18 protein-coding genes and 1 tRNA gene are annotated in these 19,058 nt (G+C 65.0%); 7 read left to right on the top strand and 12 right to left on the bottom strand.

The features are described from left to right. Nucleotides 1-149: 149 nt before the first annotated feature. Entirely contained in the window at nucleotides 150-920 is a 771-nt protein-coding gene (locus tag NG698_RS12325) for an SDR family oxidoreductase (protein ID WP_252610023.1), read from the bottom strand. Further along, nucleotides 917-1,861 (bottom strand): NAD(P)-dependent oxidoreductase, encoded by a 945-nt coding sequence (locus NG698_RS12320; protein WP_252610021.1) that lies wholly within the window; start codon nucleotides 1,859-1,861, stop codon nucleotides 917-919. The genes NG698_RS12325 and NG698_RS12320 overlap by 4 nt, the downstream gene beginning before the upstream one ends. 73 nt (nucleotides 1,862-1,934) lie before the next feature. Here NG698_RS12320 and NG698_RS12315 point away from each other — a divergent pair, with 73 nt between their 5' ends. Beyond that, nucleotides 1,935-2,999 carry a D-2-hydroxyacid dehydrogenase gene (locus tag NG698_RS12315; RefSeq protein WP_308293035.1) on the top strand — a complete coding sequence of 355 codons (1,065 nt, stop codon included), beginning with the start codon at nucleotides 1,935-1,937 and terminating at the stop codon, nucleotides 2,997-2,999. A 217-nt stretch (nucleotides 3,000-3,216) separates the two neighbouring features. Here NG698_RS12315 and NG698_RS12310 read toward each other — a convergent pair whose 3' ends face one another. The 10 genes from NG698_RS12310 to NG698_RS12270 all read right to left on the bottom strand — a co-directional run bounded on the left by NG698_RS12310 (nucleotide 3,217) and on the right by NG698_RS12270 (nucleotide 10,522). After that, entirely contained in the window at nucleotides 3,217-4,533 is a 1,317-nt protein-coding gene (locus tag NG698_RS12310) for an MFS transporter (protein WP_252610035.1), read from the bottom strand. Nucleotides 4,534-4,748: 215 nt separating this feature from the next. Continuing rightward, a complete protein-coding gene (locus NG698_RS12305; RefSeq protein ID WP_252610017.1) occupies nucleotides 4,749-5,546 on the bottom strand; it encodes an IclR family transcriptional regulator in 798 nt (265 codons plus the stop codon). Between the two features lie 265 nt (nucleotides 5,547-5,811). Further along, complete coding sequence (locus tag NG698_RS12300; RefSeq protein WP_252601558.1) at nucleotides 5,812-6,102, bottom strand: hypothetical protein; 291 nt, start codon at nucleotides 6,100-6,102, stop codon at nucleotides 5,812-5,814. Nucleotides 6,103-6,217: 115 nt separating this feature from the next. Next, on the bottom strand, nucleotides 6,218-7,429 hold the full coding sequence (locus NG698_RS12295) for an ISKra4 family transposase (RefSeq protein ID WP_252610016.1): 1,212 nt from the start codon (nucleotides 7,427-7,429) through the stop codon (nucleotides 6,218-6,220). Nucleotides 7,430-7,548: 119 nt separating this feature from the next. After that, complete coding sequence (locus tag NG698_RS12290) at nucleotides 7,549-7,968, bottom strand: DUF6788 family protein (RefSeq protein WP_252610013.1); 420 nt, start codon at nucleotides 7,966-7,968, stop codon at nucleotides 7,549-7,551. A 54-nt stretch (nucleotides 7,969-8,022) separates the two neighbouring features. Then, nucleotides 8,023-8,277, bottom strand: a complete 255-nt coding sequence (locus NG698_RS21965) for a GrpB family protein (RefSeq protein WP_374210093.1) — start codon at nucleotides 8,275-8,277, stop codon at nucleotides 8,023-8,025. A gap of 231 nt (nucleotides 8,278-8,508) precedes the next feature. Further along, a tRNA-Val gene (locus NG698_RS12285) sits at nucleotides 8,509-8,584 on the bottom strand. Between the two features lie 100 nt (nucleotides 8,585-8,684). Then, nucleotides 8,685-9,605 carry an NAD-dependent protein deacetylase gene (locus NG698_RS12280; RefSeq protein WP_252610011.1) on the bottom strand — a complete coding sequence of 307 codons (921 nt, stop codon included), beginning with the start codon at nucleotides 9,603-9,605 and terminating at the stop codon, nucleotides 8,685-8,687. A gap of 6 nt (nucleotides 9,606-9,611) precedes the next feature. After that, complete coding sequence (locus NG698_RS12275; RefSeq protein WP_252601561.1) at nucleotides 9,612-10,106, bottom strand: peroxiredoxin; 495 nt, start codon at nucleotides 10,104-10,106, stop codon at nucleotides 9,612-9,614. Continuing rightward, nucleotides 10,103-10,522 (bottom strand): DUF3052 domain-containing protein, encoded by a 420-nt coding sequence (locus NG698_RS12270; protein ID WP_056341561.1) that lies wholly within the window; start codon nucleotides 10,520-10,522, stop codon nucleotides 10,103-10,105. Before NG698_RS12270 ends, NG698_RS12275 begins: the two co-directional genes overlap by 4 nt. Nucleotides 10,523-10,918: 396 nt before the next feature. On the opposite strand from NG698_RS12270, the gene aceE reads away from it, so the two are divergent. From aceE to NG698_RS12240, 6 genes are all read left to right on the top strand, one after another. Continuing rightward, nucleotides 10,919-13,687 (top strand): pyruvate dehydrogenase (acetyl-transferring), homodimeric type, encoded by a 2,769-nt coding sequence (gene aceE, locus NG698_RS12265; RefSeq protein ID WP_252601653.1) that lies wholly within the window; start codon nucleotides 10,919-10,921, stop codon nucleotides 13,685-13,687. Nucleotides 13,688-13,872: 185 nt separating this feature from the next. After that, complete coding sequence (locus tag NG698_RS12260; protein WP_056349053.1) at nucleotides 13,873-15,117, top strand: PucR family transcriptional regulator; 1,245 nt, start codon at nucleotides 13,873-13,875, stop codon at nucleotides 15,115-15,117. Between the two features lie 88 nt (nucleotides 15,118-15,205). After that, complete coding sequence (locus NG698_RS12255) at nucleotides 15,206-16,135, top strand: ACP S-malonyltransferase (RefSeq protein ID WP_181037144.1); 930 nt, start codon at nucleotides 15,206-15,208, stop codon at nucleotides 16,133-16,135. Then, entirely contained in the window at nucleotides 16,132-17,193 is a 1,062-nt protein-coding gene (locus NG698_RS12250) for a beta-ketoacyl-ACP synthase III (RefSeq protein WP_252601563.1), read from the top strand. Before NG698_RS12255 ends, NG698_RS12250 begins: the two co-directional genes overlap by 4 nt. A gap of 81 nt (nucleotides 17,194-17,274) precedes the next feature. Then, entirely contained in the window at nucleotides 17,275-17,520 is a 246-nt protein-coding gene (locus NG698_RS12245) for an acyl carrier protein (protein ID WP_009359314.1), read from the top strand. Nucleotides 17,521-17,672: 152 nt separating this feature from the next. Next, a complete protein-coding gene (locus NG698_RS12240; RefSeq protein WP_252610009.1) occupies nucleotides 17,673-18,908 on the top strand; it encodes a beta-ketoacyl-[acyl-carrier-protein] synthase family protein in 1,236 nt (411 codons plus the stop codon). Nucleotides 18,909-19,058: the final 150 nt, after the last annotated feature.

Here is a 19,058-nt window from a genome sequence, read left to right as displayed (position 1 = left end):
GGCCTCGTCCGCGGCCGGTGCACCCAGCGGGACCTCCTCGATCCGCAGATCCCCCGCCGCATGCGCCACCACCGCCAAACCCGACACCGGCACCCCGGAACCAAGCAGGGCTGTTGCTTCGGTCCCCTGAGCCACTGCTGAAGCGCCCATCAGACCACCACCGTCATTCCGCCGTCGATAAAGATCGTCTGCCCGTTCACAAAATCCGACCCGTCCGAAGCCAGCCACACCGCCGGGCCGGCCAGGTCCTGGACCGTGCCCCACCGGTGCGCCGGGGTCCGGCCCAGGATCCAGGCATTGAACTGCTCATCATCCACCAGGTTCTGCGTCATCTCCGTGTGGATGTAGCCCGGGGCGATCCCGTTGATCTGCAGCCCGGAGCCCGCCCACTCCGCCGTCATCGCCCGGGTCAGGTTCCGCAGCCCGCCCTTGGCCGCCACATACGGGGCGATCGTGGGCCGGGCCAGATCCGTCTGCACCGAACAGATATTGATGATCTTGCCCCTGCCCCGCGGGATCATATGCCGTGCCGCCTCACGCCCCACCAGGAACGCGCCCGTCAGATCCGTCCTGATCACCCGCTCCCAATCCGCCACATCGAGCTCCAGCATCGGCACCCGGTGCTGGATCCCGGCATTGTTCACCAGGATCTGCAACGGACCCACATGCTCCTCCACCCACGAAACACCCCGGGCAGCCTCGGCATCACTCGTGACATCAAACGCGACACCATGCACCCGCCCCGGCGCGAAGTCCGCGGCCATCGCCGCGTCCGCCGCCTTCAACCGCTCCGCATTAATCCCGTTCAGCACCACCGTCGCCCCGGCATCAGCCAACGCCCGCGCCAACGCATGACCAATCCCCCGGCTCGAACCCGTCACCAGGGCAACCCGCCCCGTCAAATCAAAAAGTCCACTCATGGTGCAGCTGTCCCTTTCGTTGCGGCATCCGCAGGTTCCGCGCTAGTGGTGTTGTCGCTCAGATTCGAAATGGCCTGGCGGACCACGGCAAGGTCCTGATCGCCAAGGCCCTGGCGCTTCAGTTCGGCGTAAAGCTCGACGCCGGCCGTCGCCATCGGCACGGCAGCGCCGGCCGCCCTGGCTGATTCGAGCACAAAGGACAGGTCCTTATGCATGAACTTCGCCGGGCCTGTTGGTGTGTAGTCCTTCCGGGCCAGTCGCGGTCCCACGTTCTCCAGCACACGGCTGCCCGCAAGGCCTCCGGCCAGGACGCCGAAAAGCGCCGCCGGATCCATCCCGGAGCGCTCGGCGAGCTCGGCCGCTTCGGCGAGCGCCGCCGTCGTGGTTCCTACAATGAGCTGGTTGCAGGCCTTGGCGAGCGACCCCGCGCCCAGTGGGCCCATGTGCCTGACGGTTGTCCCCATCGCGTTGAAGAAGGGCTCGAGCCGCCGGAAGTCGTCCGCGGTACCGCCGGCCATGATGGCCAGGGTGCCGTCGGTCGCGCCCTTGGTCCCGCCGCTGACTGGGGCGTCCACCACAGTGGCGCGGCCGTGGCTTGCCGCGTGGACCTGTCGCCCGAAGTCCTGGACCTTCGCCGGTGAGACTGAGCTTGCGACCACTACGGCAGTGCCGGCGTGCGGCGGATTCGCATCCCAGCTCGCCAGCAACCCCGCCGAGGCCTCCTCGATGAAGGACAGGTCCGGGAGCATAAAGGCGATGATTGGCAGGTCCCGCAGGGATGTAACGTCGGGCGCGGAGTGGCCACCCTGCGCCACGAATTCCTGGAGGGGAGCTTCGGATCTGTTCCAGGCGGTGACCGCCCAGCCGGCGCGGACCAGATTCGCTGCCATGGGCAGCCCCATCAGCCCCAGGCCTACAAAGCCCGCTGTTCTGTCTTCCATATCTAGGCCTCGACTCACATCGTTGTGTGGTTAATGAAGGGAAATCTGTCCAATATCCTAGCCGCTATTCAGTATGATGAACACTATGACGACTCTAACCACCGTCGCGATCGCCGTCCCGCTCGAAGCAGAGCTGGTGGACCGCATCCGCGCCGTAGACCCCTCCGTAACTGTCCTCTATGAGCCGGACCTGCTTCCGCCCGAGCGTTTTCCGGCCGACCACTCCGGGGATCCGGACTTCAAACGGACTCGCGCGCAGGAGGAGCAGTACTGGGCCATGCTCAACAAGGCGCAGGTTCTGTACGGCCTGCCCGATGAGAGCCCCTCGGGCCTTGCCCGCATCGCGAGCGAGAATCCACGGCTCCAGTGGGTCCACGCGATGGCCGCCGGCGCCGGCGGTGCCGTCAAGGCCTCCGGGCTGGACCAGGAAACACTCCTCAAGTTCAAGGTGACCACCTCCGCCGGCGTCCATGCCCTGCCGCTGGCAGAATTCGCTGCGCTGGGAATCCTCAATGGCTTCAAGCGCAGCGCCGAGTTGGCCCAGGACCAGGCCGCCAAGGTGTGGCCCGAGCTTCGGACCCCCACCCGTCTGGTCAGCGGTTCCACGCTGGTTGTGACCGGCCTGGGCGAAATCGGCCTGGAGACCGCCCGGATCGCCCGCGCCCTGGGCATGACGGTCAGCGGCACCAAGCGGAATGTTGAGCCGATCGAAGGAATCGAGCAGGTTGCCGGCAACGACGGACTGGCCGGGCTGCTCGCCTCGGCGGACGCCGTCGTCAATACGCTGCCCGGCACGCCGTACACTGAGAAGCTCTTCAACCGTGAGGTGTTTGCCGCAATGAAGCCGGGAACGGTGTTTGTGAACGTGGGCCGCGGCACTGTGGTGGACGAGGACGCCCTGCTGGAGGCCTTGGACAACCGCCAGGTCTCCTACGCCTGCCTTGATGTCTTTGCCGTGGAACCGCTCCCCCAGGACAGCCCGCTGTGGAAACACCCCAGGGTCATGGTGTCGCCGCATACCTCGGCGCTCAGTGCCGCGGAGAACCGCCTGATCGCGGAGCGCTTCTGCAGCAACCTGCGCACGTTCCTCGACGGCGGCGACCTCCCCCACCTGGTGGACCCGGTCCACTTCTACTAAGGCGCAGGCCCCGGCCCGCACTACAGAGCCCCTGCCGTGGATCCTGGAAACAGGAATCCGCAGCAAGGCTCTTTTGTGTCAGGCGGTTGTGTCCGCGTGCTGTCAGCGGCGAATTAGTTACGTACTTACGCTGAGCAGCGGCGCCCAATTAGCGAGCGGCACGGAAATAGGCGGCCTCCCCATCAAGGGGAGGCCGCCTATTGCATGGGTGGAGTGCCTAGCGTGCGTCCTCCACCAGGATCAGGTCCCGGCCGTTGGTTTCCGGGGTGAAGAAGGTGGTGCCGAAGGAGATCAGCGCCAGGACCAGGGAGTAGATGGCGGGAACCAGCCAGGAATGGCCTGTCGCAGCCAGGAGGGCCACACCGATCATGGGTGCGAATCCGCCGGCCAGGACGGCGGAGAGTTCACGGCTCAGCGCCACGCCGGTGAAGCGGTGCTGGGAGCCGAAGAGTTCCGGCAGCATGGCGCACTGCGGACCGAGCATGGACTGCACGCCAAGTGAAATGCCCACCACCATGACCACCCAGACGAGGGTGACGTTGCCGAGCGTGACCAGGTAGAAGGCCGGCAGGGCGATGACGGCCTGAAAGAGGGCGCCGTAGCGGTATACAGGAACGCGTCCGAAGCGGTCGGAAAGGGCGCCGAAGGTGACCACCATGACCGCTGCGAATCCAGCGGCAATGAGGAGGCCGGTGGGGCCAATGAACTTGTCGCCGGCGAAGATTCCGGCGGGCATGCTGATGAAGGATACCAGGAGGGCGGAGTAAATGGAGGAGTTTCCGTTTTCTCCCATCCGCAGGCCGATGCCGATGAGCACGTTCTTCTTCGAGTGCTTCCAGATCTGCACGACGGGGTTCTTGACCACGGCCTTGTGCTTTTCCAGTTCCTGGAAGACCGGCGTTTCCTTGAGCCGGAGTCGGATGAAGACCGCGATGACAATCAGGATGACGCTCGCCAGGAACGGAACGCGCCACAGCCAGCCCTGCAGTACTTCCTTGTCCGCCAGTGCCATCAGGGCGAAGGTGCCTGCGCCGAGCAGGGTGCCCAGCTGGATGCCGACGAACGGCAGTGCGGCGAAGAATCCACGACGGCGGCGCGGGGCCACTTCTGAGATCAGGGTGGTGGCGCCTGCCTGCTCGGCACCGGCGCCCAGGCCCTGAAGGATCCGAAGGGCCACCAGGAGCACTGCGCCGACCATTCCCGCCTGTTCAAAGGTGGGCAGGAGCCCAATGGCGAAGCTGGCCATGCCCATCAGGCCGATGGTCAGGATCAGGACCATCTTCCGGCCGAACCGGTCACCGATGTAGCCGAAGACGATGCCGCCGAACGGCCGGGCTGCGAAGCCCACACCATAGGTGGCGAATGACGCGATCACGGCGCCGCTTTCCCCCAGCGGTGAGAAGAAGAGCGGCCCAAAGATCAAGGCCGAGGCGAGGCCGTAGATGTAGAAGTCGTAGTACTCCAGTGCGGAGCCTACCGAGCTGGCAAGGGTTGCCCTTCGCAGCTGCTCCGGATCGACGGCGGCGCCGTCCATGTCAGTCTGCGGTGATTTAGTACGAGTTGTCACAAGAACTCCCTCAAAAACACTCCAGGCCCCCGTTGGCCTGGTGGGATAGCGAGGACACTCCGTGGTGTCGATCACTATATTGAACAGAGTACAGCAAGTTGAACACGCAGCAAGTGGTTGACGGATGTTTTGTTCACAACCGGGGTGATGAACGTTAAATAGGGCCGCCAGAGCGGGGGCACTCAGCCCATGGGGTTGCCCAGGGACCGCGCCAGCTCGTTCAGTTCCTTGACCATCCGGGAACCCTGCTCCGCGGAGTATGTGGCCTTGAGGGCCGTGACTGACAACCCAAGGCTCGGGCCGTGGGCGCCGCGCGTAGGCACGGCCACAGCCAGGCAGACCACTCCAATAGTGGATTCCTCATCTTCGAACGCATAGCCCTGTTCACGGATGGTTGTGAGCTGTGCCTTCAATTCGGCCCCCGTGCGGAGGGACTTCGGGGTCAGCACCGGAAGTTGGGCGTCATCGGAAAACATTGCGTCGACGTCGTGGTCATGAAGGCGGGCAATCAGGGCCTTGCCCACGGCACACAGGGACACCGGCATCTTGTCGCCGATGTTGGACGTCAGGCGGACCGCCGGATGGCCCTCGTAGCGGGCCAAATAGATCACGTTGGTTCCGTCCAGCATGGCTATTCGTACCGTCTCCCCGGAAAGGGTCGGCGCCTGCTCGCAGAACCGGTAGAACTCCTGTACTTCGTCGAGCCGGCTGAGATAGGCGGCTCCGAGTTCCACGAGCTTGCGGCCCAGCGTGAATTCGGCGCCCTGGCGGCTGATCAGCCGGGCTTCTTCCAATGCCAGCAACAGGTTGGAGGTGGACGACTTGGGGATACCCAGCTCGCGGGCCAGATCGCTCAGTGTCAGCCGCCCCGTCGCAGAGGCTGACAAGGCGTCCATGACGGCGGCGGCACGCGTGACCGCCGGCGCCGGCGATGTGCTCCCCAAACCCTCGGAGGAGCGGGAAGTGCGGGAATCGGCCATGATTCTCCTTCGATCGGCACGCCGGGGCGCGTCGCGTAGATGCGTTCATTCTGCTGAACAGTAACCATCATAATGGCTTAGCGGCGATTCAGGGCCCGGGCCAAGGCACCGTCCACCGCGCCACGCACCCCGGTTCGCGTGGCATTTGTTTGTTTCAGGAAGTTCACGGTATATTCATTTCAGACCCTCCACCGCGGCATCCCCCAATAGTCGCGGTGGAGGGTTTTCCAATGCCTGAATGTTGTCGTGGCCTTGGCCGCCGGGTTCAGGCGACGTCCACCACGGATTCCCTCAGCCTCCAGCCGCCACCAAGGCCGTCGCGCTCCAGCACCATGGTGGTCAACGCGGACTGCGGATTGCGGCCCAGCCGCACCTGGACCTGCAAGACCTCAACGTCCACGCGGCCCAGACCTTTGGGCATACGCCGCTGCGCCTCCCACCAGCTCACACGCTCAAACCATCTCACTGCGTCGGCACCGACGGCCCATTCCCTGCCGTTGCTGACCACCGCCGTCGGGCTGCCGTCCCTGGCCGTCTTCACCACCACATATTCCATAGCGGGAACACTAGGGACAGCCACCGACAATTTGGCGCCCTAGCGGTATTGAGGGGTGTGCGTCAGATTTGTAGGTAGTTGTTCGTGGTGGCGGTTTCAGGGCTGTTGGTGGCGCTCAGGCTGCGGTGGCCTGGTGGGTGCTGGCGTTTTGGCAGCGCAGGGTGATGATGCTGGTGGCGCCGGGGCCGGACCAGCGCATGCCGGAGAGTTTGAGGCGTTGGCCCACGACGGCTTTGCAGCCGGCTTCGACGGTGCCGGAGCCGACGAACATACCCAGGCGGCGGAAGCGGGCGTAGCGCATGCGGTGGGCATTGGTTTGGAAGTAGGCCAGCGCCTTGGTGCGTTGGGTGGCTCTGGGTCCGACGAGCGGATAGACCATGGCGGCCTTAACGATGGCTTCAATATCACCGTTGTCCAGTTCGGTACGCCGGGCCTGGTACCAGTCGTTCGGGTCCTCGGTGATGATGAACGCGAGCAGGTCGGCGAGTTCATGCAGGTGTTCTCGGGCGTGGAAGAGGTCGACGATTTGGGTGGCTTCGGGGAAACGGGCGGTGGCCAGATTCCAGATCCAATGCGCCCCGTCGCCGAGCATGACGAGCTGACGGATGTGCTCGGAACCGCGCCGGCGGCCCTCGGCGGCGACCAGATCCGAGAATTTTTCCACCGGTTCCAGGGTGGCCAGATAGCTCGTTGAGTCCGGATCCCGCACCGGCCGGCCGTCATCATCGAGGCCGGTTTGGGTGAACAGGCAGGCCAGTTTCGCCTCACGGGTACGGGCCCGGCCGTCCGGGCCCTTGCCGGGCCGTCCGGCCGTTTCGGCTGGCGTCATCGGCACCCCGGTCCCATCCACGGCGATGTACAAAATCTCCGGTGCTGGCACTGATGGCGGCAGGGGCACCACCTGGCCAGCCAGTACCGCGACGGTATCCGCGTCCAAGGCGGCGGCTGCGGTGGCACCGACAGCCTCGGCGGCACGTTCGACCCGTTTGGTGCTCAGGGTGATCCCGGCCAGGTCCTTGATCAAGGTCGCAGCTTGCGCGAAGGGAACAGCGGCGCCTGTGGCGGCGATCATCGCCCGTAACCCGCCCGAAAGGGATTCCCTGCAGAGATCGAGTTCGGCATCGCGGGGCACCACCCCTGCCTGGCATACCCTGCAGTGGTAATACGCCCGCTGCAGGCGGATCGGACCGAGCACGGTATCGATGGCCTTGGCGCGGTAGGAGATGAACTCGGCCACATGCCCGGCCCCGCACGCGATGCTGGGCCCGCGGTGGCCGGGGTCGGCAGCGAGCAGGCCCTCCAACAGCGAAGCGCCCAACGCGGTCATGGCCGCACGAATCGCCTCTTCCAACACCGGCAGTCCCCCACCGGCGACGCCGCCCACGCCGCGGGCTGCCAGCGCCGCCAGGGACTCAACCTCAGTGGCGAAGTCGTCCCGGATCCGGCTTAAGAGCCCCCTTTTTCCCCGTCTGTCGCGGCGGGGTCCTCAAGCAGGCCCGCTCCCGGCGGCGACCCCGCGGCCGGGACTGCCGTGACCGGGCGGGCCTCGCAGATCGCCTCGTTGACCTCCACGATCGCCTCCGTCAAAGTGGCGAACCGGGTATAGGCGTCCAGCTCGGCACGGACCTTCTCCACCTCAATTGCCGCCAGCTGCCGGCCCCTCCTCTTGCCGCCCGGGCCCGTGCGCGTCCACAACTGCCTCGGCCCATGCCCGGGATGGCCCGGCAGGGCACACGCACAATTGGGCTTCCCGCACCGCCGGTAGTTCTCACTGACACTGCCCCGGCGGAAATCACCAGTCGCGGCCAGCTGCCCATAGAGCCCGGCACGCTCCGCCTCCAGCTCTTCCAAGGATCGGTTCACCATTGCCACTCCTCATCTGATTGTTATATTCACAACCAGATTAGCCTCGTCACGGACTCAAAAGCGATCACCTATATTCCTGACGCACACCCGGTATTGAGCCAGGAGGGCACGGATTGTTGAACCCTTGGCTTCTGCGTAGTCCTGCATGAAAGTCCATTCCTGATCCGCCAGCCTACGTTTGAGCTGCTCGTATTCGATCCGGGCGTCCTGGCTACTTCGCAGGTAGTCCCGAAACCGGCGGTGTTCGAACCACGCCGGCTCGCGCTTCGAAGCAAGCTCGGGAACAGATGTCGAGCCGACGTGCTCCACTGTGATGCTTGTGGAGCCCAGTGCCGAACGGATGTTGTCGCGGAGGTCGCAAAAGATCTCCCGCTACCCTGCGTCGTATGCCACGAGCTCCACGGGTCTATTGAGGGAATCCCTGCCGCGGAGATACTCGACCCCATTCACATTCATGGGCCGACCCTACGCCCTGAACCGCACAGGGCAACAAAAACCCCGCCGTTCCCGGCCACTCGGGCCAGGAACAACGGGGTTTGGTGGTGGGTCCTACCGGGATCGAACCGATGACATCCACGGTGTAAACGTGGCGCTCTACCAGCTGAGCTAAAGACCCAAACTGCCGGTTTTTCGCACCTCAGCGCGTCAGCCAACGAACATAAACTCTACCTGACGGGCGGGACGAAAAGCCAATCGACACGGTCGGCCCCCAACGGTCAAAGATCGGGGAGTTCGGCGGCGAGCCAGGTCAGTGCCTCGCTGACGCCTGCGTCGAGCTTGATGGTGGCGTACTGGTCGCCCCGGGTACCGCCCCTGTTGATGATCACCACAGGCTTGCCGTCCTTCGCCGCGTGACGGACGAACCGCAGTCCGCTCATCACGGTCAGCGATGAACCGGCAGCAAGCAATGCCTCTGCACTGTCCACCATCGCGTAGGCGGCTTCTGCGCGTTCTTTGGGCACGTTCTCGCCGAAGTAGACAAAGTCAGGCTTGAGCATTCCGCCGCAGGCGGGGCAGGCAGCGACCACAAAACTGCTGATCAGAGCAATGTCCTCAACAGTGGCGTCGGCGTCGGGCGCCATTTCCACCAGGCCGGAAGTTGTGGCGCGCGCCAGGAAGCCGGGATTGAGTTCTTCGAGCACCTCCGACAGCAGGCGGCGGGTGTACGTGCGCTTGCAATCGAGGCAGACCACCCGGTCATAACGGCCGTGGAGGTCAATGACATTCCGGCTGCCGGCGTCTTCATGCAGCCGGTCGACGTTCTGGGTGATCAACCCAGTGAGCAGGCCCCGCCGCTCAAGTTCTGCGGCCGCATTGTGCCCAGGGTTTGGATCTGCGTGCCGCAAGTGGGACCAGCCGATATGGTTCCGCGCCCAATAGCGCTGGCGGTTGGCGCCGTCGCGCACAAACTCCTGGTAAGTTATGGGCGAACGTGGCACGGCGTCCGGCCCGCGGTAATCCGGTATGCCCGAATCGGTGCTCAGCCCTGCGCCGGTAAGTAACGCCAGCCGCTTGCCGGACAATAGCTCCCGGACGCGTTCAAGCCCCTGAAGGTCCGCACTGGACAGCGCGGCAGGGTCAGCGGCCGGTAGGCTGGCGAAGCCTGTCAGGCCGATGCCGTGCCGCTGCTGGTCCATGCGGCCTCAGGCCTGTTCCAGACCTGCCAGAGCATCCTGGTACTCGGCGAGCTCGCGGGCCTGCCCGCGCGGATTCACCACGACGTAGCGGATTGTTCCTGCTGCATCGATGATGAACGTCCCGCGCCCAGCCATGCCACTCTCCGGGTCGAAGACTCCATAGGCGGAAGCGACAGCGCCGTGCGGCCAGAAGTCAGCCAGAAGGTCAAAGCCGTAGCTTTCCTTCTCGGCATAAGCCCGCAGGCTGAACTTGCTGTCCACGGACACGGCCAGGACGGTGGCCCTGGCATCCTCGAACGCGGCCAGGTTGTCCCGGATTTCGCAGAGCTCGCCTGTACAGACACCCGAAAAAGCAAACGGATAAAACACGAGCACAACGTTCTGCCCGCGGAAACTGGATAACCGGACAGGTTCTCCGAACTGGTTTACCAGCTCAAAGTCCGGGGCAAGCTCCCCCACCGCCGGAACAGTCTGCCCGGCTACGGCAAGAGCTGCCGTCACTTGTTCTTCCTGCTGACCAGGCGGGTGGCACTCCAGTCCTTTGACACACCTGCCGAGGTGGTGAGGTGCAGGCCCGCAGTGGGCGCCGCTTCCTGAATTTCCGCCGGCGACACGTACCCGGTGCGCCCTGACTTTGGCGTCAACACCCAAACAACCCCGGTTTCACTCAGGGTGGTCAGGGAATCCATGAGGCTGTCGACCAGATCCCCGTCGCCGTCCCGCCACCAAAAAATGACGGCGTCAACAACGTCGTGGTCGTCCTCGTCCAGGAGCTCGGACCCTGTCAGGTCCTCAATATCATCACGTAAGTCGAAATCGACGTCGTCGTCGTAACCGAACTCCTGAATCAGATCCCCGTTTTTGAAACCCAATTTTTCCGCCACATTTACCGAAGTGGCGGCGTCGGCCTCGCTCACGTGTTCCTCCAATGCCTAATACATGCAATTCGCATAGTGATTTCCATTACTCCCAGCCAACACCCTTTGTGCCTGCGCTTCAAGCTGCCGCCACCGCGATCCGCCATATTCTGCGTCACATCCGGCGCCGTCAGCCTGCGTTGCAGCGGCTTTCGTCACACAACCAGTATGACGGCGAAATACAACAGGGACGCCATGGACGCGGCTACGCATCGTGCTGGAGTCACAGCTAGAGTGACTGGTGACAACTATGCCTGCGGGGCGACCGCCTGGAACAATGGCAGACATAGGCGTGATAGGACCCTGCCCGGCGCACATGACCGGGCTGTTGTAACCGATACGTCGCACACGTCGCATTCATGCCGGACAGTCACCCTGCCCGGCATGTGGGCGCCGATGCATGCGCGCAAAGAGAGGTTGGACGTGGCTGCAGGAGAAGATACCTCCCATATCCTCAGCGGGTTGACAAACCAGCTGCCTGATCGTGATCCGGAAGAGACCGCCGAATGGGCTGAGTCCCTGGATGCACTGATCAGGGAACAGGGCACGGAACGTGCCCAATACATCATGCGGAGCCTGCTGCAGCGCGCCGGCGCGCAGAGTGTCGGTGTGCCGATGGTGACCACCACGGACTACGTGAACACCATCCCGGTGGACCAGGAAGCTCCGTTCCCCGGCAACGAAGAGTTCGAGCGCCGGTACCGGGCGTACATGCGCTGGAACGCCGCCATCATGGTGCACCGGGCACAGCGGCCGAACATCGGGGTGGGCGGGCACATCTCCACGTACGCCGGGGCCGCCACACTGTACGAGGTCGGTTTCAACCACTTCTTCCGCGGCAAGGACCACCCCGGCGGCGGTGACCAGGTCTTCTTCCAGGGCCACGCCTCCCCCGGCATGTACGCCCGCGCGTTTATGGAAGGCCGGCTCGCCGAGGAGGATCTGGACGGATTCCGGCAGGAAAAGTCCAAGGAAGGCCACGCGCTCTCCTCCTACCCGCACCCGCGCCTGATGCCGGAGTTCTGGGAATTCCCCACGGTGTCCATGGGCATCGGTCCGATGAACGCGATCTACCAGGCCCAGTCCAACCGGTACCTGCACAACCGCGGCCTCAAGGACACCTCGGACCAGCAGGTCTGGGCGTTCCTGGGCGACGGCGAAATGGACGAGCCCGAGTCCCGCGGCCTGCTCCAGCTCGCCGCGAACGAGAACCTGGACAACCTGAACTTTGTGATCAACTGCAACCTCCAGCGCCTGGACGGTCCCGTCCGCGGCAACGGCAAGATCATGCAGGAACTCGAAGCGTTCTTCCGTGGCGCGGGCTGGAACGTCATCAAGGTCGTCTGGGGCCGGGAGTGGGATGACCTGCTCACCAAGGACGCCGACGGCTCGCTCGTGAAGATCATGAACGAGACCCCGGACGGTGACTACCAGACCTACAAGGCAGAATCCGGCGGGTTCGTCCGCGAGCACTTCTTCGGCAAGACCCCGCAGACCAAAGACATGGTCGCGGACCTTTCCGATGACGAGATCTGGAACCTCAAGCGCGGCGGCCACGACTACCGCAAGGTCTACGCCGCGTATAAGGCTGCCACCGAATTCAAGGGCAAGCCCACCGTGATCCTGGCCAAAACGGTCAAGGGCTACGGACTCGGACCCCACTTCGAGGGCCGCAACGCGACCCACCAGATGAAAAAGCTCACCCTCGATGACCTGAAGAAGTTCCGCGACCACCTGCGGATTCCGGTCACCGACGAGCAGCTGGAGAAGGACCCGTACCAGCCTCCGTACTTCCACCCGGGCACCGATGCGCCGGAGATCCAGTACATGATGGAACGCCGTGCCCAGCTGGGCGGTTCTGTTCCGGAGCGCCGCTCCAAGCACCAGGAGATCGCCCTCCCGGAGGCAAAAACGTACGAAGTCGCCAAGCGCGGTTCCGGGAAGCAGCAGGCCGCCACCACCATGGCGTTTGTCCGGCTCCTCAAGGACCTTATGCGGGACAAGAACTTCGGCAAGCACATCGCGCCGATCATCCCCGATGAGGCCCGCACGTTCGGCATGGACGCGTTCTTCCCCACGGCCAAGATCTACAACCCCAAAGGCCAGAACTACCTCTCCGTGGACCGGGACCTGGTCCTGGCCTACAAGGAATCGGCCCAAGGCCAGCTGATCCACCCCGGCATCAACGAAGCAGGCGCCGTGGCAGCGTTCACCGCCGCCGGAACCGCGTACGCCACCCACGGCGTACCGCTGATCCCGGTGTACGTGTTCTACTCCATGTTCGGATTCCAGCGCACCGGCGACGCCTTCTGGGCCGCCGGGGACCAGATGGCCCGCGGGTTCATCATCGGCGCCACCGCCGGCCGCACCACGCTGACCGGCGAAGGCCTCCAGCACGCCGACGGCCACTCCCCGCTGCTGGCCTCCACGAACCCGGCAGTGGTCACCTACGACCCCGCGTACGGGTACGAGATGGGCCACATCATCCGGGACGGCATCGAGCGTATGTACGGGCCCGATTCGGCTGACCGGAACCTGATGTACTACATCACGGTCTACAACGAGCCCATCACGCAGCCCGCAGAACCCGAAGAGCTCGACGTGGAAGGTGTTCTCAAGGGCATCTACCTCCTGGCTCCGGCGAAGATCGACGGTCCCCGGACCCAGATCCTGGCTTCCGGCGTCTCGGTTCCCTGGGCCATCGAAGCCCAGCGGCTGCTCGCCGAGGACTGGGGCGTCTCCGCCGACGTCTGGTCCGTCACGTCCTGGAACGAACTGCGCCGCGACGGCATGGCCGCCGAGGAAGAGGCGTTCCTGAACCCGGGCAAGCCCGCCCGTGTTCCGTTTGTGACCCAGCAGCTTGCCGGTGCCACAGGACCCGTGGTTGCGGTCTCGGACTACATGAAGGCCGTCCCGGACCAAATCCGCCAGTTTGTGCCGAACGAGTTCGCCACGCTGGGTGCGGATGGCTTCGGCTTCTCCGACACCCGCGCAGCGGCCCGCCGCTTCTTCAAGAACGACATCCACTCCATCGTGGTCCGTTCCCTGCAACTACTGGCGCGCCGCGGCGAAGTCGATGCCCAGGCCCCGGCCCAGGCAATCGAGAAGTACAAGCTGCACAACGTCAACGCCGGTTCCACCGGCAACGCGGGCGGCGAGTCCTGATCATCTCCCGCTGACCTGCTTGTCAGCGTAAATGAACGACGACGGCGACCCTCACCGAAAAGGCGAGGGTCGCCGTCGTCGTCCCCCTGCCTTTCTGGACAGGAGGCAGCCTGTGACGCAGGTCCAACAACGTTGTAGCCTTTGCACAAATGGAGCTTGCCGGGCAGGCACCGTATGCTCGTAGGATGCCAGAGCCAACCACCCCGCCCGTGAAGCGCAAGCCGTCCTCGCGTAGCATGACACCGGAGAAATCCGAAACCCTGAAAAAGCTCCGGGCAAGCGTGGGCCAGCTCTCCACCACCACCCTTCGCCAGCTGGAAAAGTCGCTGCCGTGGTATTCGCGCCTTAGCTCCGACGAGCGCTCGGCCCTGGGCATGGTGGCGCAAAACGGCATCGCAGCGTTTGTCACCTGGTATGAGCGGCCCAGCTCACCGTCGTGGATCCTCACCGACGTTTTTGGGACGGCCCCCACCGAGCTGACGCGCTCCATCAGCCTCCAGAAGGCGCTCCAGCTCATCCGCATCGTGGTGGAAGTGGTGGAAGACCAGGTGCCGGTCATCGCCCCGGAAGCTGACCAGCCCTCCCTCCGCGAGGCGGTGCTGCGGTACTCACGGGAAGTGGCCTTCGCGGCGGCAGACGTGTATGCACGGGCGGCCGAGTCCCGCGGTTCCTGGGATACGCGGCTGGAAGCGCTGATCGTGGACGCCATCCTCCGTGGCGAAAACACGGACGCGCTGCGGTCCCGGATCGCCGCGCTGGGTTGGAAGGCACAGGAGAGGTTCACTGTGATGGTGGGCAATTCGCCTTCTGAACCCAGTGCCAGCTACGTCAGCGAACTGCGCCGCCTGGCAGGCCGCTACGCCGAGGATGCGTTGGTGGGCATCCAGGGCGACCGGCTGATCCTGATCCTTGGCGGCGTCCAGGACCGCGAGACCGCATACCTGAAACTCAGCGAAATGTTCGCCCCCGGCCCGGTGGTCTACGGTCCGGAGGCCGGCTCCCTGCTGGAGGCCAGCGGCTCAGCGCAGTCTGCCTTTGCCGGCCTGACCGCGGCAAGGGCGTGGCCCGCCGCCCCCCGGCCCGTGGCCGCCGATGACCTGTTGCCGGAACGCGTCATCTCCGGTGACGAAGCGGCGCGCCGTTCCCTGGTCAAGAACATCTACCGTCCGCTTGTCGCCGCCTCCAACGGGCTGGTGGAGACCTTGGGCACCTACCTGGAGCTGGGCCATTCCCTTGAGGCGACCGCCCGCGAATTGTTTGTCCACGCCAACACCGTCAGGTACCGGCTCAAGCGCGTCTGCGACGTCACGGGCTGGGATCCGCTGCTCCCCCGGGAGGCGTTTGTGCTGCAGGCGGCATTGGTTGTCGGGCGGCTGTCGGCGCCGCCAAAAGCCCCGGCGGAGCGTCATCCGGCGCGGAATCAGCCGTGAGTCGTTGTAGACTTCCTACAAACTGACCCCTTGAGCTTGGTGCAGTGAAACACCGCTGGATGACCCCGAAATTTGGAAAGCTGGATACGTGCTTGCAATAGTCTGCCCTGGACAGGGCTCACAGACCCCGGGTTTTCTGGCCCCTTGGCTGGAACTGCCTTCGGTAGCAGGCCATCTGGCCTCCCTCAGTGAGATCGCAGGCATCGACCTGACTGCCCACGGGACCACCTCTGACGAGGACACCATCAAGGACACCGCCGTTGCGCAGCCCCTGATTGTTGCCGCCGGACTGGTGGCCGCAAAGTCGCTGTTCGACGTCGAACTCGGCACGCTTCCCGTGATCCTTGCCGGCCACTCCGTCGGTGAAATCACCGCCTCGGCCCTCGCCGGCGTGCTCACCGAGCAGGAAGCCATGACGTTCGTGCGTGAACGCGCCAACAGCATGGCCGCCGCCGCTGCCGTAACCCCCACCGGCATGAGTGCCGTTGTGGGCGGGGACCCCGCAGAGGTCCTGGCCGCCATCGAGGCTACCGGCGCGACACCTGCCAATGTCAACGGCGCGGGCCAGACCGTGGCAGCCGGAACCTTCGAACAACTCAAGGCCCTGGCGGACAACCCGCCGGCGAAGGCGCGGGTCATCCCGCTGAAAGTGGCCGGGGCGTTCCACACCTCACACATGTCCCCCGCCGTGAGCGCCCTCGAGTCGCTCAAGCCTGGCCTCAAGCCGCAGAAGCCGCAGGTGCCCCTGCTGTCCAACTTTGACGGCCGGGAAGTGACCGACGGCGGCGCCGCCGTCGAGAGCCTCATCGCGCAGGTCTCCCGGCCGGTCCGCTGGGACCTCTGCATGGAAACCCTTGTGCAGCGCGGCGTCACCGGTGTCATTGAGCTGGCCCCGGCCGGCACCCTGGCCGGGCTCGCCAAGCGCGGCATGCCCGGCGTCAAGACCGTTGCAGTCAAAACCCCGGACGACCTCACGGCCGCACTGGCACTCTTCGCAGAACTGGAGGGAAACGCATGAGCGTTCCCACGCTGAAACAGGTTTCCGTAAACGAATACAGCCGCATCATCGGCCTCGGCGCATTCCGGCCTGACGTCATCGTCACCAACGACGACGTCTGCCAGTGGATTGATTCCTCGGACGAATGGATCCGCCAGCGGACCGGCATCGTGACCCGGCACCGGGCCGCTGCCGACGTCAGCGTCATCGATATGGCCGAGGGCGCTGCCCGGGAGGCCCTGCAGCAGGCAGGCATCGAAGCCTCCCAGCTTGGTGCCGTCATCGTTTCCACCGTCACCCACCCGTACGCCACGCCGTCGGCTGCCGCCGCCTTGGCTGACCGCATCGGTGCGACGCCGGCTCCGGCCTTCGATATCTCGGCCGCCTGCGCCGGGTACTGCTACGGCATCGCCCAGGGTGATGCCTTGGTCCGCTCCGGCACGGCCACCTACGTGCTGGTGGTCGGCGCGGAGAAGCTCTCCGACGTCATCGACAACCGGGAACGTACCATTTCCTTCCTGCTGGGCGACGGCGCGGGCGCTGTTGTCATCGGCCCCTCGGACACCCCCGGCATCGGACCCTCAGTGTGGGGTTCGGACGGCAGCAAGTGGGACGCCATCGGCATGACGCGTTCCATCCTGGATGTCCGCGACCTCAGCATGGCCGCCCGCCAGTCCGACGAGCCCGGCGACTTTGCCCTGCTCGAAGAAGCGCAGGAGCTCTACCCCACACTCCGCCAGGACGGGCAGACCGTCTTCCGTTGGGCGGTCTGGGAAATGGCCAAGATGGCACAGCAGGCTTTGGAGGCCGCGGGCGTCAAGGCTGAAGACCTCGTTGCGTTCATCCCGCACCAGGCCAACATGCGGATCATCGACGAGATGGTCAAGAAACTGAATCTTCCTGAATCCGTCACCGTGGCCCGGGACATCGCTGATGCCGGAAACACCTCGGCGGCCTCCATCCCCCTTGCTACCCACCGCCTGCTCAAGGAAAACCCTGAGCTCAGCGGCGGCCTCGCACTCCAGATCGGCTTCGGCGCCGGGCTGGTCTTCGGTGCCCAGGTAATCGTCCTTCCTTAGGAACGCCCCATACAGCCCGCATCCGCGGACTGCACCGTTTCCGGCACCCCCTGCCGGCAATAACAAGAAAAGGAGCCATCAATGGCTAGCAACGAAGAGATCCTGGCCGGCTTGGCTGAAATCGTCAACGAAGAAACCGGCCTTGCCCCCGAGGCTGTGGAACTGGACAAGTCCTTCACCGAGGACCTGGACATCGACTCCATCTCCATGATGACTATCGTGGTCAACGCCGAAGAGAAGTTCGGCGTGCGTATCCCGGACGAAGAGGTCAAGAACCTCAAGACCGTGGGCGACGCCGTCAGCTTCATCGCAGGCGCACAGGCCTAGCCAAGGCTTCAGCCCCTTAAGGCTGACTGGACTGCCGGTCCGTGCTCAGGCCGGACCGGCAGTCCACCACATTTTTCGGCAGCCAGCTGCCCCACACGCGGGACCCCGCCGGACAACCGGATACGGCCTGCCCACCGACAGAGAGTGATCCAATGACACGCAAAGTAGTCATTACCGGTCTGGGTGCCACCACGCCCATCGGCGGCGACGTACCCACCATGTGGAACAACGCGCTGAAGGGGGTCTCCGGTGCCCGCACGCTGGAAGACGAATGGGTCGCCAAGTACGAACTGCCGGTCCACTTCGCCGCCCGCTGCTCCACTCCGGCACTATCGGTCCTGAGCCGCGTTGAGGCCAAGCGGATGGACCCGTCCACCCAGTTCGGCGTCATCGCCTCCCGTGAAGCCTGGGCCGATTCCGGCATCACCGAGATTGACCCCGACCGCCTTGCGGTCGCCTTCGCCACCGGCATCGGCGGCGTCTGGACGCTGCTGGACGCGTGGGACACGCTGAAGGAAAAGGGCCCGCGCCGCGTCCTGCCCATGACGGTGCCCATGCTGATGCCCAACGGCGTCGCAGCAGCCGTCAGCCTTGACCTTGGCGCCCGTGCCGGCGCCCACACCCCTGTTTCGGCCTGCGCGTCGGGCACCGAGGCCCTTCACCTGGGCCTGGAGCTGATCCGCTCCGGCAAGGCCGACGTAGTGATGTGCGGCGGCGCCGAGGCAGCCATCCACCCCATGCCCCTGGCCGCGTTCTCGTCCATGCAGGCCCTCTCGCGCCGCAACGACGACCCCCAGGGCGCCTCACGCCCCTACGATCTGGGCCGCGACGGCTTTGTGATGGGCGAAGGCGCCGGCGCGCTGGTGCTCGAAGCTGAGGAACACGCCATTGCCCGCGGCGCCCGCATCTACGGCGAACTGGCCGGCACCTCCGTGACGGCCGATGCCTACCACATCACCGCCCCGGACCCCCAGGGCCTGGGCGCCACGCGCGCGCTGAAGGCAGCCATGTTCGACGGCCGGATCCAGGCCGAGGACGTTGTCCACGTCAACGCGCACGCCACTTCAACTCCCGTCGGTGACAAGCCCGAGTACACGGCCCTCCGCGCATCGCTGGGGAACCACCTCGACAACGTCGCAGTGTCCGCCACTAAGTCACAGATGGGCCACCTGCTGGGCGCGTCAGGTGCCGTGGAGGCAGTACTCACTGTGCTGGCCGTGTACCACCGCAACGCCCCGCTCACCATTAACCTCGAGAACCAGGACCCGGAGATCCCGCTCGACGTCGTCACGTCGGCGAGGGATCTGCCGGCAGGCGACATCGTGGCCCTGAGCAACTCGTTCGGCTTCGGCGGCCACAACGCCGTGATCGCTGTCCGCAGCATCTAGCAGCAGCGCGGGAACAGCAAGTACCGCAGACGAAGCAGAGGCCCCGCCATGTGGCGGGGCCTCTGCTTTTGCTATGGAGCGCCGCCTTCCGATCCGGCACGTCTTCTGCCGGGACAGCGGACAGGAAGTACGACGGCGTGATGTCCGACG

Source organism: Pseudarthrobacter raffinosi (assembly GCF_023913735.1).
Lineage (GTDB): Bacteria > Actinomycetota > Actinomycetes > Actinomycetales > Micrococcaceae > Arthrobacter > Arthrobacter raffinosi.
This window is presented reverse-complemented; position numbering and strand designations above follow the sequence as displayed.

Bases quoted from the DNA above. Each gene is read 5' to 3' on its own strand.
- NG698_RS12325 (WP_252610023.1), bottom strand. From the start codon at position 920: ATGAGTGGACTTTTTGATTTGACGGGGCGGGTTGCCCTGGTGACGGGT.
- NG698_RS12320 (WP_252610021.1), bottom strand. From the start codon at position 1,861: ATGGAAGACAGAACAGCGGGCTTTGTAGGCCTGGGGCTGATGGGGCTG.
- NG698_RS12315 (WP_308293035.1), top strand. From the start codon at position 1,935: ATGATGAACACTATGACGACTCTAACCACCGTCGCGATCGCCGTCCCG.
- NG698_RS12310 (WP_252610035.1), bottom strand. From the start codon at position 4,533: ATGGACGGCGCCGCCGTCGATCCGGAGCAGCTGCGAAGGGCAACCCTT.
- NG698_RS12305 (WP_252610017.1), bottom strand. From the start codon at position 5,546: ATGGCCGATTCCCGCACTTCCCGCTCCTCCGAGGGTTTGGGGAGCACA.
- NG698_RS12300 (WP_252601558.1), bottom strand. From the start codon at position 6,102: ATGGAATATGTGGTGGTGAAGACGGCCAGGGACGGCAGCCCGACGGCG.
- NG698_RS12295 (WP_252610016.1), bottom strand. From the start codon at position 7,429: ATGACCGCGTTGGGCGCTTCGCTGTTGGAGGGCCTGCTCGCTGCCGAC.
- NG698_RS12290 (WP_252610013.1), bottom strand. From the start codon at position 7,968: ATGGTGAACCGATCCTTGGAAGAGCTGGAGGCGGAGCGTGCCGGGCTC.
- NG698_RS12280 (WP_252610011.1), bottom strand. From the start codon at position 9,605: ATGGACCAGCAGCGGCACGGCATCGGCCTGACAGGCTTCGCCAGCCTA.
- aceE (WP_252601653.1), top strand. From the start codon at position 10,919: ATGCATGCGCGCAAAGAGAGGTTGGACGTGGCTGCAGGAGAAGATACC.
- NG698_RS12260 (WP_056349053.1), top strand. From the start codon at position 13,873: ATGCCAGAGCCAACCACCCCGCCCGTGAAGCGCAAGCCGTCCTCGCGT.
- NG698_RS12250 (WP_252601563.1), top strand. From the start codon at position 16,132: ATGAGCGTTCCCACGCTGAAACAGGTTTCCGTAAACGAATACAGCCGC.
- NG698_RS12245 (WP_009359314.1), top strand. From the start codon at position 17,275: ATGGCTAGCAACGAAGAGATCCTGGCCGGCTTGGCTGAAATCGTCAAC.
- NG698_RS12240 (WP_252610009.1), top strand. From the start codon at position 17,673: ATGACACGCAAAGTAGTCATTACCGGTCTGGGTGCCACCACGCCCATC.